A 12926-nucleotide genomic window follows, 5' to 3' on the forward strand; every position below is an offset into this window, starting at 1 on the left:
GAGTATACCGCAGGCGCCGCCCGTCTTCAGGCGGCGCTGGCGTGGAATCCCGGACCGAGACGCGCGATCTCGACTGAGCCGCGCTCGTCGAAGATCGGACAATCCTGCACCATGCGCACGACGGCGTTGAAGTCCGCCGCCTCGATCACCGAGTAGCCCGACAGCGAACTGCTGGACAGCTTGGGGCCGATCAGGCGGCTCGGGATCTCGACGCTGTCCTGCGTCAGGCTGCCCGGATCGAGCAGCGCCGCGCCGAGCGTGTCGAACCAGGCGCGCCATGCGTCGTCCTGGCGCTCGCCGGGTTCCGATGCGCCGCGATAGATGATCAGGAATCGTTCCATGTCGTCCCCCATGAAGGTGGACTCAACATAGCAGAAGCGGGCCGGCGCTGACGCACCGTTGACCTGAACCGCTGGCCCGCTCCATGGCGCGCTACCCGATCAGAAGCGCACGTTCGCCGTCAGGCTGGCCGAGCGCGGCGTGCCCGGCGTATAGCGATAACCGCTCTTGTTGATGGCCGAGACGTACTTCTCGTCGCCGATGTTGTACACGTTCAGGCGCAGGTCGACGTTCTTGCTGACCTTGTAGCCGATCATGGCGTCGAACACCCAGTACGACTCGGTGTAGGCCGGGGTGCCGATCGCGCCGTCGGTGCCGCGCGCCAGCTTGTCGGAAAAACGCGCGCCGCCGCCGATGCGCAGGCCCCATGGCAGGTCGTACGAGGTCCAGGCGGTGAACGACTGCTTCGGCGTATAGGTCAGGCTGTTCTCGCCGGCGGCGGTGACGTTGCGGCCGCGCTCGACGCTGGTGTCCATGTACAGGTAGCCGGCGCTGAGCAGCCAGTGCGGCGCCAGCTCGCCGGTCGCGCCCAGCTCCACGCCCTGCACCCGCTTCTCGCCGGTCTGGTAGTACTGCAGGTCGACCGGATCCTGCTCGACCTCGTTCTCGACCTCGGTGCGGAACAACGCGGCCGACAGCGACAGCTTGGATTTCAGCAGGTCGAGCTTGCCGCCGACTTCGGTGGTGACCGTCTTTTGCGGATCGTAGATCGGGTTCTGGGCGCTGTTGGCGTTGCCCGACACGGTGAAGTTGCCGCCCGGCGGCTGCTTGGAGCTGGCCACCATCGCGTATACGCTGCTGTTGGCGGTGGGCTTGTACAGCGCCGACAGCTTGCCGTTGACGAGGTTTTCGCCGACCTTGAAGCGGGTCGGGGTCAGCACGTTATTGGTCAGCGCCACCACCGAATAGTCGCCGCGGAAGTGGTCGAGTCGCACGCCGCCATTGAAGATCCAGCGTTCGCCGACCTTGACGGTGTCGAACACGTACACGCTCTGGGTGTCGACCTCGCCCTCGTTGTAGGCGCCGGTGCGGCGCACGTTGACCGGCGTGGTCGGCGCCTGGTTCGGATCGGGGTTGTAGATGTTCGCGGCCGGCAGCGTGCCGAGGCCCGTCAAGCCCCAGGTGGTCTGGCGTTCGCTGGTGATTTCCAGGCCCGTCACCAGCGTGTGCGACACGGCGCCGGTGTTGAACTGGCTGGTCAGGGTCGTGACGTTGGTTAGGATCTTGTTTTCCTGGTCCTTGCCGGTGCGGATGCTGCGCGCCAGGGTCCAGGTGCCCGGGTCGGCCTGCACCGGCGTCGCCAGGTTGGCGGCGCTGGTGAGGAAGGCGGTCAGCAGGTAGTCCTGGCTGGTCTTGCCGTAGCGGCTCGTGTTCTGCAGCTTCATGGTCGGCGAGAAGTCGTGCTCGATGCGCACGGTGGCCATGTCGGCCTTGACGTCGTCGTAGTCGTCGACCGAGCCGTAGAAGTTCTTGGGATCGACCTTGGGGGCGTCGGCAATCCAGGGGCGGGCGCGATCGGGGCTGGTGTAGCCGGGCAGGCCGATCACGAATACGCCGCCGTCGGGGATGTTGTTCTGGTCGACGTGCAGGTAGTCCAGGTGCACGCGGGTCGGGCCATTCAGGCCGAAGCCGATGCTCGGCGCCACTGCCCAGCGCTTGTTCTCGACCACGTCGCGCGCCGCGCTGCCCGAGTCCTGGGCCAGCACGTTCAGGCGCACGGCGATGCCGCGCTGCTCGTCCAGCACCTTGTTGGCATCAAGCGTGATGCGTTTCTGGTCGCCGCTGCCGCCAGTGACCGCGGCGGTCACCAGGTCGGTGAGATTCGCCTTCTTGGTCACCAGGTTGACCGAGCCGGTGGGAGCGCTGCGGCCATTGTCGGTGCCGGCCGGGCCTTTCAGCACGTCGATCTGCTCCAGGTTGAACACGTCGCGCGAGATCGAGCCGATGTCGCGCACGCCGTCGACGTAGATACTGCTGGAGGTATCGAAGCCGCGCATGAAGATCGCGTCACCGGTATTCGTGTTGCCGTTCTCGCCCAGGAAGAAGGCGCCGACGCCGGGGGTATTGCGCAGCGCCTCGGTCAGCGTCAGGGCGCCCTGCTGCTCGAACAGCTCCTTCTTGATCACCTGGATCGTCTGGGCGGTGTCGACCAGGCGCTCGGTGTACTTGGGCGACGAGGCATTCTCGGCGCGGAACGGGTTTTCGTAGTTGCCGACGACTTCGACGGTGGATTGTGGGGCGACCGAGGCAGGCGCTGCAGTGGCAGCGGTGGCTGCGGTGGCATCATCGGCGGCGTGCGCGCCAAGCGGCAGCAGGGCCGCGGCCAGTGCGGTGCCGGCGAGCTGGCTGCGGGTGATGGGGTGCTTGCGGCTTTTTATTGCTTTCATGGCGAGGCGGTCTCTCTCAGGTAAGTGGTGCGTGTTGAAACGCTGCAAGTAAAACAATGATTCTACCGAGAACGTCAATACATGTAAACGATAATCATTATCATTCGCGTTCGCGCCACACTCCTGGCAGGATTCGCATCGGCCTTTTGCCAGTAGCAGAAAGCAAACGTCCCCGCTCATGGCGGGGACGTTGTCCGACCGTGCGGCATGCGGCGCCTCGCCGCATGCCTGCCGACATCAGGACTTCTTCTGCTGCGCGATCCAGTTGTCGACCAGCTCGCCCAGCACGTCGAGCGGCACCGAGCCGGCGCCCAGCACCAGGTCGTGGAAGGCCGGCAGCGAGTACTTGTCGCCCAGTTCCTTCTGTGCTTTCTCGCGCAATTCCAGGATGCGCAGCATGCCGATCATGTAGGCATTGGCCTGGCCCGGCCACACGACGTAGCGCTCGGTTTCCTGGGCGCCGATGCCGTAGTCGATCGCCTGCTGGCGAGTCCAGCCCTTGGTGTGCAGGCCGGTGTCGACCACCAGGCGGCGGGCGCGGAACAGCTCCGAGCCCAGGGCGCCCAAGAGGCCCGGGACGTCGTCCTTGTACCAGCCCTGCTCCACCGCCAGGCGCTCGGTGTACAGCGCCCAGCCTTCCGAGTGCGCGCTGCCGCCGCTGAAGATGCGCTGGCTGCGGAACTTCGGCAGGTCGCTCATCTCCTGCTGGATGGCGAGCTGGAAGTGGTGGCCCGGCACGGCTTCATGGTAGGCCAGGCTGCGCATGCGGATCATGTCGAAGGTCGGGCCGCGCAGCGGCACCCAGAAGATGCCCGGACGGCTGCCATCCGGCGCCGGCAGAGTGTAGTGGGCGGCGGCCGACGGCTCGGTCAGCGGCGGCACGCGCCGCACGTCGACCGGCGCGCGCGGCTTGAGATTGAACAGCGAAGCACTGCGGCGTTCGGCGTCGCGCACCATCTCGTTGTAGCTGGCGATGATGGCCGGGCGCGGATCGCCCTCGCCCTTCGGCTGGAAGCGCGCGTCGAGCTGCTTCATGCGGGTTTCGATATTGCCTTCGGCGAGGCCGAGCGAGCGCAGGTGCTTGTCCATCTCGGCTTCGATGCGCGCCACTTCGCGCAGGCCGATGGTGTGGATTTCGTCGGCAGTGAGCTGGGTACTGGTGAAGTTCTCGATCGCGCGCTTGTAGGCGGCGGCGCCGTTCGGCAGGCGCGAGATGCCGGCCACGTCACCGGTCTTCGGATGGATCTCGGCCATGAAGGCCTGCACGCGGGTGTAGGAAGGACGGATCTTCTGTTCGACGATGCCGGTCGCGCGCGCGATGGCGGCCGTACGCGCCTCCGGCGACAGATCCTTGATCTCGGCGGTGCGCTGGGCCAGCGTGGTCACCAGCACGTTCTCGGCAGCGGCCGGCTTGAGGAAGTGATCGACCTGGAACTGGGCGCGCTCGAGGATGAAGCGCGGCGGGATCATCTGCTTGCTTGCTGCGCCCTTGGCGCGCACCAGCGCTTCGTCGAGGCGGACCGCCACCTGGTCCAGACGGGCCAGGTAGCTGTCCACGTCGGCGGCATTGCGCATCGGGTGGGTGTTGGTCATGAAGTTGACCAGGCTGATCTGCGGGCCGCTGAACTGCGAGAACACGAAGGCGTGGTCCTCGAACGGCTCGTTGGCGATCACGTTCTGCAGCGACCAGCGCATCACCGCCGCCGAAATCTTCTGGATCTCGTTCAGCGGTTGCGACTTGAAGCCGTCGAGGCGCTTGAGCCCTTCGCGCGCCATCGCGACCGACTTCTTGCGGTGCGCCGCGGTCAGCGGGGTCAGTTCGCGGTCCAGCCTGGCCTGCTCGGCGCCGCTGAAGTACTGGGTCGAAGTCGCCAGCTGCGGGCTCAGGCGCACCCAATCCTCGGCAAACTTGTCGCTCCAGGCGTCGAAGGCCTTGTACGGGGCGACGGCGGCGGCCTGGGTGGCAGTTGGCGCAGCCACGGCTGGCAGCGACGCGCCGGCGAGCATGGCGGGAATGAACAGGGCGGCGATGGTGGCGCGCAGGCTGCGCTGGCGGGTCGATGGCATCTTGGGTGTCTTCCTTGTGGTTGATTATCTGCGGCGGGTAGCAATTGCCGCCAAGGAATCTAACATGTAAGTAACAGTTCAACAACGAGTTCAACGGTGCGGATGTTGTTGGACTGCGTACGTACGACACAAGCCCAAGGCGGTTACAACTGGTCAACAATTACTCTCACTGCATGACGATCCGCAGCTACGCTATCGGCTCGACCATATGATGGAGCGGCGTGGGATGCGTAGATATCGCGTAGTTGGAAATGGCATGGTAGTCATCGTGCTGCTGCTGGCGCCGCCGGCGCGGGCGGAGGCGCCCGGCATGGCCGATCCCATCCCTGCTGCAACCGCGCGCGCCGTCGTGCAAAAGACGATCGAGCTGGTGGAAGCCGACGGCCTGTATCCGCGCAGCCAGGACGAGTACGCGGCCGCCAGGGCCCGCCTCCTGGCCGCGCTCGACGGCACGGGCGAACGGGTCGACCGTCAAGCGCTGTTCCGGCACGTCACGGCGATGCTGCAAACGCTCGATGCGGACGGCCACACCATGATCTTCCCGCCCGTCGTGGATCGGCAGTTCAGGCAGGACTTTTCGGTGGCGCGCACCGCGGCGCGCATGTCCTCGTTCGCGCTGGTCCCGACGGCGCATGGCCAGGTCCTGCACTGGACGCCGCCCCAATCCTACGGCGACCTCAAGACCGAGGGGCCGCTGTTCGTGCAGCGCTTCGCCGCCGACTACGCGGCCCTGCCGGACGCGGCCCGCAGCTGCGCGCTGGTGGTCGACCTCGGTGTGCAATACGGCGGCAATGCCTGGCCCATCCTGATGACCATGCATCCCCTGCTGAGCCAGGCCAACCGCGCGGTCCTCGTCAGGCGCGACGGCGTGCGAGGACGCCTGTTCGACCCCCAGCAGCTGCCGGGCATGCAGGCGTATTTCGGCGGCGACGCCCGCAATCCGCTCGTGCGCTTTTCAGGCCAGCCGCTCGCTGTCGTCGTCGACGGCAAGACCTCGAGCGCCGGCGAGATGCTGCTCGTGGCCCTGCTGGGCGAAGGCGAGCGGGTACGGACTTTCGGCCACACCTCGCAGGGCTCGACCACCGCGAACAGGAGCCACGCGCTGCCGGACGGCTCGGTGCTGCTGCTGACGACGTCGCGCTACGCCCTCGGCGACGCGGCGCCGATCCGCGGCGGCATCCCGCCGCAAGTGCCCGCCACGACCGGCGCCCCCCATGCCGACACGGTGCGCGAGGCGGCCGAATGGGCGTCCCAGGCCTCGCCCTTGTGTCGCCAATGACGTGTCATTCGGCCGCGGCGATCATCCGGTCCTTGAGTTCGATCTCGCCGCAGTAATACAGCACCGCCGCGCCAAGGCAAGCCAGCACCTTCCACCCCACCAGCAGGCTGCCGACGCACACCACCGCGGCGCCGATCGCCAGCCTGATGGCGAAGGTGCGGCGCGTCATGCCGAACACCATGCGGCTGTACGGACGCTGGTGGAAGAACACCACGAACAGCAGCCAGTAGGGAATCGCATAGACGAAGTACAGCAGCGCGCCGATACCCAGCGCGAAGCCGGCCAGGGGCACGCGAAACGCGAGCATCCCGAGCACGCCGATCGCCAGCCAGTACAACAACAAGTTCCGGTACCGCACTTCCTCTCCCGCTGAATCGCATTGGACCGCATCTTACCTCACGACCACCCCGGTGCAGGTCCGCGCTCCGTATAATGCCCGCCTGGCGGGTCTGCACAGGCTTGCCATCCTCCACGACGAAAGCGACGACACCGCATGCAGCACATCAGGGACAAGCTGGAAAACAATCAGGTCGGGATCTATTTCGCGACAGTGGCGCTGGCCGCGCTGGCGGCGCTGGCGCTGCCGGGGACCACGGCGCTGGAGTCCGCGGTCAACCCCGCCCTCGCCTTCATGCTGTTCGTGACCTTCCTGCAGGTGCCGCTGGCCGAACTGGGACGCGCGTTTACCCACACGCGCTTCCTGGGCGCGCTCCTGGTGACCAACTTCGCCGTGATTCCGCTGCTGGTCGCCGGCCTGCTGCCCTTCGTGCCGGACGATCCGCTGATTCGGATAGGCGTCTTGCTGGTGCTGCTGGCACCCTGCATCGACTACGTGGTGACGTTTTCTCACCTCGGCCGCGCCGATGCGCGCCTGCTGCTGGCGGCGACGCCCGTCCTGCTGGTCGCGCAGATGCTGATGCTGCCGCTCTACCTGCGCATCCTTCTCGGCGACAGCGCGGCCGGCCTGGTCCAGCCGGGTCCCTTCATCGACGCTTTCGTGTGGCTGATCGCCGTGCCGCTGCTGTTGGCGGTCGCGCTGCAGCTCTGGGCCGCACGCAATCAGGCCGGCGCACGCGCTTCGACAATCCTTGGCCTGCTGCCGGTGCCGGCAACGGTGCTGGTGCTGTTCATCGTGGTGGCGTCGGTGCTGCCGCAGCTCGGCCAGGCGCTCGATGCGGCGCTGCGGGTGGCGCCGGTCTATATCGTCTTTGCGCTGCTGGCCCCGCCCGCCGGCTGGCTGGTGGCGCGCCTGTTCCGCCTGGCGCCGCCCGCAGGGCGCGCAGTCGCCTTCAGCGGCGCCACCCGCAATTCGCTGGTGGTGCTGCCGCTGGCGCTGGCCGTCCCGGACGCGGTGCCGCTGCTGCCGGCGATCATCGTGACGCAGACGCTGGTGGAGCTGGTCGCGGAGCTGATCTACGTGCGCCTCATCGCGCGTCTGGGCTAGCGTCGGCCTCGATCACGAGCAGCCCCTGCTTCGCCGGACTCCAGCTGCGCGCCAGCCGCCAGTCGCGCGCCGCGCCCTCCACCACCACCTGCCAGTGGGTCGGCTCGAGGATCGGCAGCGCGGCCGAGAAGCGGCCCTGGGCGTCTGGCAGCGCCTCCAGCTCCAGGTCGCGCTCCGGCAGGGTCGGATGCGCCAGCCGGATGTGGAATGGCGCCACCACCGGCTGGCCGCCGCTGGCCAGGCGGCCGTTCAGGCGTCCCGCCTTCGCATCGTGGCTGGCCTCGAAGGTCAGCGCCAGCTCGGTGGCGACGCGGTCGCGCCGCAGGTCCTGGTTGATGGCCTTGCCCTGCTTGTAGTAGTCGGCCACCACCATCGCATCGGGCTGCTGCGCGCCGAGCCAGGCCGAGACGCCGGTGCCGATCATCACGGCCACCGGGCCGATCATCAGGAACCACGGCCAGCGGTGCTTGTACCACGGCGCCGCGGTGCCCCCGGAATAGTTGGGATTGGTCGATTGCATATCCTTCTCCTTGCTCATATCAGCCTGCTCACTTCGGAACGCTCATTTAGGTACAATAAAGGCCGCGCCCTCGCTCACGCTCAGGTCCGGATCGCTCAGCGAGCGCACCGTGAAATCGATCTTGTTCGACCCCGGCTTGCCGGCGCCCTGGTCGATGCGCACCCGCACCGGCACCGCGCGCGTGGTGGCGCCGTCCATTGCGATGGCCCCGTCGTCCACCACCACGGCCGAGGGAATGCCGCTCACGCTCACCTGCAGCGTCTGCGACGCCTCGCTCGTGTTCATCACCTGCAGCCGGTACACGTTCTCGATGCGGCCATCGTCGACTTCGCGCCCCATCGAGCCACGGTCGCGGATCACGTCCAGCTTGAGCGGGTTGCGCAGCCCCAGCGAGGTGCCCATCGCCGTCACCAGCATCGCCAGCACCGCGCTGTAGACCAGCACGCGCGGACGCAGCATGCGGCGCCGGATCTCGTGCGCACCGAGCTTCTGCGCCAGGCCGTTCTCGGTCGCATAGCGGATCAGGCCGCGCGGTCTCTGCACCTTGTCCATCACGATATTGCAGGCGTCGACGCAGGCGGCGCAGCCGATGCACTCGTATTGCAGACCCTTGCGGATGTCGATCCCGGTCGGGCACACCTGCACGCACAGGCTGCAGTCGATGCAGTCGCCGCTCTTGCCGGCGAGCGCCTGGGCCTCGCCCTTGCGACGGCCGTTGCGCGGTTCGCCGCGCGCGACGTCGTAGGTGACGATCAGGGTGTCCTTGTCGAACATCGCGCTCTGGAAGCGCGCATACGGGCACATATACTTGCAGACCTGCTCGCGCAGCCAGCCGGCGTTGCCGTAGGTGGCGAAGGCGTAGAACAGGATCCAGAAGGTTTCCCACGGCCCCAGGCCAAAGGCCGCGATCTCGCCGCCCAGCGAGCGGATCGGGGCGAAGTAGCCGACGAAGGTAAAGCCGGTCCACAGCGCGACCGCGCCCCACGCCAGGTGCTTGACGCCGCGCTTGGCGACCTTCTCCGCATTCCATGGCTGGCGCGCGAGCCGCATCTGGCTGCTGCGCGAGCCTTCGATCTTGCGTTCGATCCAGAGGAAGATCTCGGTATAGACCGTCTGCGGGCAGGCGAAGCCGCACCACACGCGGCCCGCCACCGCCGTCACCAGGAACAGGCCATAGGCGCACACGATCAGCAACGCCGCCAGGTAAATGAAGTCCTGCGGCCAGAACACCATGCCGAACAGGTAGAACTTGCGGCTTGCCAGGTCGAACAGGACGGCCTGGCGGCCGTTCATGTTCAGCCATGGCAGGCCGTAGAACAGGATCTGCGTCAACCAGACGCAGGCCCAGCGCAGCGTCGCATAGCGGCCCTTGATCTCGCGCGGGAAGATGTCTTCCCGCGCGGCGTACATGCGGACGATCGCTTCGCGCGGCGCTCCAGCGGGGTCGTTCATTTTGCTGCCGTCGCTTTCGTCGCGTTGGCGGGGGCGGTCGGATTGGACAGGCTCCATACATAGGCCGCCAGCACGTGGACTTTCTCTTCGCCGAGGAAGTCGCCGAAGGCCGGCATGGTGTTGGTGCGGCCCTTGCGGATCGTCTCCATCACGGTCTCCACGCTGCCGCCATACAGCCAGGTCTTGTCGGCCAGGTTCGGCGCGCCCAGCATCGTGTTGCCCTTGCCTTCGGCGCCGTGGCAGGCCACGCAGGTGGCGAACTTCGGCTTGCCGAAGGCGACCTTGATCGGATCGGCCGACAGGCCCGACAGCGAACGCACGTAGTGGGCCACGCTCTCGACGTCCTTGTCCGAGCCCAGCGCCGCGCCCATCGGCGGCATCATGCCGGTGCGACCATTCATGATCGTGGTCTTGATGACGTCCGGCTCGCCGCCATGCAGCCAGTCGTTGTCCGCCAGGTTCGGGAAGCCCTTGCTGCCGCGCGCATCCGAGCCGTGGCATTGCGAGCAGTAGGTCAGGAACAGGCGCTCGCCGATCGCGTGGGCCTGCGGATCGGCGGCCACCGCTTTCAGGTCGAGCTTCTTGTACTGCTCGAACAGCGGTCCGTATTCGGCTCTCGCCTGCTTCAGCTCGGCCTGGTACTCGCCCACCTGGTTCCAGCCCAGGGTGCCGCGCCAGGCGCCCAGGCCCGGATACATCACCAGGTAGGCGGCGGCGAACAGGATCGACAGCCAGAACAGGATGATCCACCAGCGCGGCATCGGCGTGTTCAGCTCCGTGAGGTCTTCGTCCCACACGTGGCCGGTGGTCTGCTGCGGCTTGCCGTCGGCATCGAGCCTGACCTTGAACTTGGACTGCGACCACAGCAGGATGGCGCAGCCGGCGATCGACAGGATCGTGATCACCGCAACGTAGTAGTGCCAGAAATCGTTGAAGAAGTCGGCCATGTCAATGCTCCCCACCTTCGTTGGTGTCGTCGGCGAACGGCAGATAAGCCGCCGCGTCGAAGTCGCTGCCCTTGTGCAGCAGGTAAGTCCAGCCCACGATGCCCATGAAGGTCGCGAAGCTGATGACGGTCATGACGCTGCTGGCGTCGTCGAATATTTGTTGGAGTGCCATCTCAATTCCTTGTCTTGATCTGGGTGCCCAGCCCCTGCAGGTAGGCGACCAGCGCGTCCTGCTCGGTCTTGTCGACCAGGTCTTTCGGTGCTTCCGCGATCTCCGCGTCGGTATAGGGCACGCCGACGCGCTGCAGCGCGCGCATCTTCGGCATGATCTCGCCCGGGACCAGCTTGGTCGTGGCCAGCCATGGGTAGGCCGGCATATTCGACTCGGGCACCACGTCGCGCGGATTGTCGAGGTGGGTGCGGTGCCATTCGTCGCTGTAGCGGCCGCCCACGCGCGCCAGGTCGGGGCCGGTGCGCTTGGAGCCCCACTGGAACGGGTGCTCGTAGACCGACTCGCCGGCCACCGAGTAGTGGCCATAGCGCTCGGTCTCGGCGCGGAACGGCCGGATCATCTGCGAGTGGCAGCCGTAGCAGCCCTCGCGGATGTAGACGTCGCGGCCGGCCAGGCGCAGCGGCGAATACGGTTTCAGGCCGGCGACCGGTTCGGTGGTCGACTTCTGGAAGAACAGCGGCACGATCTCGACCAGGCCGCCGAAGGAGATGACCAGCAGGACGAGGCCGATCAGCAGCCACACATTCTTTTCGATCCACTCATGGGTGAATTTCATTGCAAACTCCTGGTTTCTTTAGGCTGGGACGACGTGCTCGGCTTCGTTCATGCCGCGCGGATTCTTCGGCCCGACCGGGATCGGGACGTCGACGCTCTTCGTGCCGCGCATCGTCATCCAGGTATTCCAGGCCATCAGCACCATGCCGCACAGGTACAGCGCGCCGCCGGTGACGCGGATCACGTAATAGGGCCAGGTGGCCTTGACGCTCTCGGCGAAGGTATAGGTCAGGGTGCCGTCAGCATTCACCGCGCGCCACATCAGGCCCTGCATCACGCCGGCGATCCACATCGAGGCGATGTAAAGGACGACGCCGATGGTCGCCACCCAAAAATGGGTTTCAACCATTGAGACGCTATGCATCTGCTTCTTGCCAGCGACGCGTGGGATGATGTAGTAGATCGAACCCATCGTGATGAAGCCGACCCAGCCCAGGGCGCCGGCGTGGACGTGGGCGACGGTCCAGTCGGTGTAGTGCGACAGCGCGTTGATGGTCTTGATCGACATCATCGGGCCCTCGAAGGTGGCCATGCCGTAGAACGACAGCGAGACGATCATGAATTTCAGCAGCGGGTCGGAGCGCAGCTTGTGCCAGGCGCCCGACAGGGTCATGATCCCGTTGATCATGCCGCCCCACGACGGCGCCAGCAGGATGATCGAGAACACCATGCCCAGCGATTGCGTCCAGTCGGGCAGCGCGGTGTAGTGCAGGTGGTGCGGACCGGCCCACATATAGGTGAAGATCAGGGCCCAGAAGTGCACGATCGACAGGCGGTACGAGTACACCGGGCGCTCGGCCTGCTTCGGAATGAAGTAATAGACCATGCCCAGGTAGCCGGCGGTGAGGATGAAGCCGACCGCGTTATGGCCGTACCACCACTGGATCATGGCGTCCTGCACGCCCGAATAGACCGAATACGATTTCATCAGCGAGGCCGGCGAGGTCATGCCGTTCACGATGTGCAGGATGGCCACCGCCAGGATGAAGGCCCCGAAGAACCAGTTGGCGACGTAGATGTGCTTGACCTTGCGCTTGACGATGGTGCCGAAGAACACCACGGCGTAGGCGACCCAGACGATGGCGATCAGGATCGAGATCGGCCATTCGAGTTCGGCGTACTCCTTGCCGCGCGTGAAGCCCATCGGCAGCGTGACCGCGGCGCACAGCAGCACCGCCTGCCAGCCCCAGAAGGTGAACGAGGCCAGCTTGTCCGAGAACAGGCGGACCTGGCAGGTGCGCTGCACCACGTAGTACGAAGTAGCGAACAGGCCGCAAATGCCGAAGGCGAAAATCACCGCGTTGGTGTGCAGCGGACGCAAGCGTCCGTAGCTGAGCCATGGGATATCGAAGTTAAGCGCGGGCCAGGCCAGCTGGGCCGCGATGAACACCCCTGCCGCCATGCCGATCACGCCCCAGACCACGGTCGCAATGGCAAACTGGCGCACGATCTTGTAGTTATAGTTTAGACTGCTGTCCAAGATGCTCTCCTGAAATGACACGATTGAGTGACAGTCAGGAGTGTGCGTTTACGAACCTCAAAAATCCTTGATGTGTATCAAAATGTTCCTTGATGGATAGAGTATGGGGAACGTCTGTTGTAGCCTTGTTGTGCTCAGAGCTGCGACGCTTTCTTCCACGATTCCACGGGCATCGTTTTGAGATGAATCAGGTCCAAAACTAGACGGCCCGCCATAGTCCGGGG

12 protein-coding genes are annotated in these 12926 nt (G+C 65.9%); 2 read left to right on the top strand and 10 right to left on the bottom strand.

Going from position 1 to position 12926, the window contains the following annotated elements:
* Positions 1-26: 26 nt before the first annotated feature.
* The 3 genes from J3U95_RS08475 to J3U95_RS08485 form a co-directional block, all read right to left on the bottom strand.
* Positions 27-341 carry a YciI family protein gene (locus tag J3U95_RS08475; protein WP_208278163.1) on the bottom strand — a complete coding sequence of 105 codons (315 nt, stop codon included), beginning with the start codon at positions 339-341 and terminating at the stop codon, positions 27-29.
* Between the two features lie 99 nt (positions 342-440).
* Positions 441-2726 carry a catecholate siderophore receptor Fiu gene (locus J3U95_RS08480; protein ID WP_208278164.1) on the bottom strand — a complete coding sequence of 762 codons (2286 nt, stop codon included), beginning with the start codon at positions 2724-2726 and terminating at the stop codon, positions 441-443.
* Between the two features lie 237 nt (positions 2727-2963).
* Entirely contained in the window at positions 2964-4793 is a 1830-nt protein-coding gene (locus tag J3U95_RS08485; RefSeq protein ID WP_208278165.1) for a DUF885 domain-containing protein, read from the bottom strand.
* A 256-nt stretch (positions 4794-5049) separates the two neighbouring features.
* On the opposite strand from J3U95_RS08485, the gene J3U95_RS08490 reads away from it, so the two are divergent.
* Complete coding sequence (locus tag J3U95_RS08490; protein ID WP_208278166.1) at positions 5050-6072, top strand: S41 family peptidase; 1023 nt, start codon at positions 5050-5052, stop codon at positions 6070-6072.
* 4 nt (positions 6073-6076) lie between these two features.
* Here J3U95_RS08490 and J3U95_RS08495 read toward each other — a convergent pair whose 3' ends face one another.
* On the bottom strand, positions 6077-6430 hold the full coding sequence (locus tag J3U95_RS08495; protein ID WP_208278167.1) for a hypothetical protein: 354 nt from the start codon (positions 6428-6430) through the stop codon (positions 6077-6079).
* A 135-nt stretch (positions 6431-6565) separates the two neighbouring features.
* Between J3U95_RS08495 and J3U95_RS08500 the strand changes: the two genes are divergently transcribed.
* Positions 6566-7516, top strand: coding sequence for an arsenic resistance protein (locus tag J3U95_RS08500; protein WP_208278168.1), 951 nt, complete (start codon positions 6566-6568; stop codon positions 7514-7516).
* Here the strand turns inward: J3U95_RS08500 and J3U95_RS08505 are convergent.
* The 6 genes from J3U95_RS08505 to ccoN are packed head-to-tail and all read right to left on the bottom strand — an operon-like array spanning position 7497 to position 12702.
* Complete coding sequence (locus tag J3U95_RS08505; RefSeq protein ID WP_208278169.1) at positions 7497-8054, bottom strand: FixH family protein; 558 nt, start codon at positions 8052-8054, stop codon at positions 7497-7499. The genes J3U95_RS08500 and J3U95_RS08505 overlap by 20 nt on opposite strands.
* A 24-nt stretch (positions 8055-8078) precedes the next feature.
* Complete coding sequence (gene ccoG, locus J3U95_RS08510) at positions 8079-9488, bottom strand: cytochrome c oxidase accessory protein CcoG (protein ID WP_208278170.1); 1410 nt, start codon at positions 9486-9488, stop codon at positions 8079-8081.
* The gene (gene ccoP / locus J3U95_RS08515; RefSeq protein ID WP_208278171.1) at positions 9485-10435 is read right to left on the bottom strand and encodes a cytochrome-c oxidase, cbb3-type subunit III; all 951 of its coding nucleotides are present in this window, start codon (positions 10433-10435) and stop codon (positions 9485-9487) included. Before ccoP ends, ccoG begins: the two co-directional genes overlap by 4 nt.
* A 1-nt stretch (position 10436) precedes the next feature.
* On the bottom strand, positions 10437-10607 hold the full coding sequence (locus tag J3U95_RS08520; RefSeq protein WP_208278172.1) for a cbb3-type cytochrome oxidase subunit 3: 171 nt from the start codon (positions 10605-10607) through the stop codon (positions 10437-10439).
* A 1-nt stretch (position 10608) separates the two neighbouring features.
* Positions 10609-11223, bottom strand: coding sequence for a cytochrome-c oxidase, cbb3-type subunit II (ccoO, locus tag J3U95_RS08525; protein WP_208278173.1), 615 nt, complete (start codon positions 11221-11223; stop codon positions 10609-10611).
* Positions 11224-11241: 18 nt separating this feature from the next.
* Positions 11242-12702 (bottom strand): cytochrome-c oxidase, cbb3-type subunit I, encoded by a 1461-nt coding sequence (ccoN, locus tag J3U95_RS08530; protein ID WP_208278174.1) that lies wholly within the window; start codon positions 12700-12702, stop codon positions 11242-11244.
* Positions 12703-12926: the final 224 nt, after the last annotated feature.

Origin of the sequence: Massilia oculi (assembly GCF_017582745.1) — a bacterium.
Taxonomy (GTDB): Bacteria; Pseudomonadota; Gammaproteobacteria; order Burkholderiales; family Burkholderiaceae_D; genus Telluria; species Telluria oculi_A.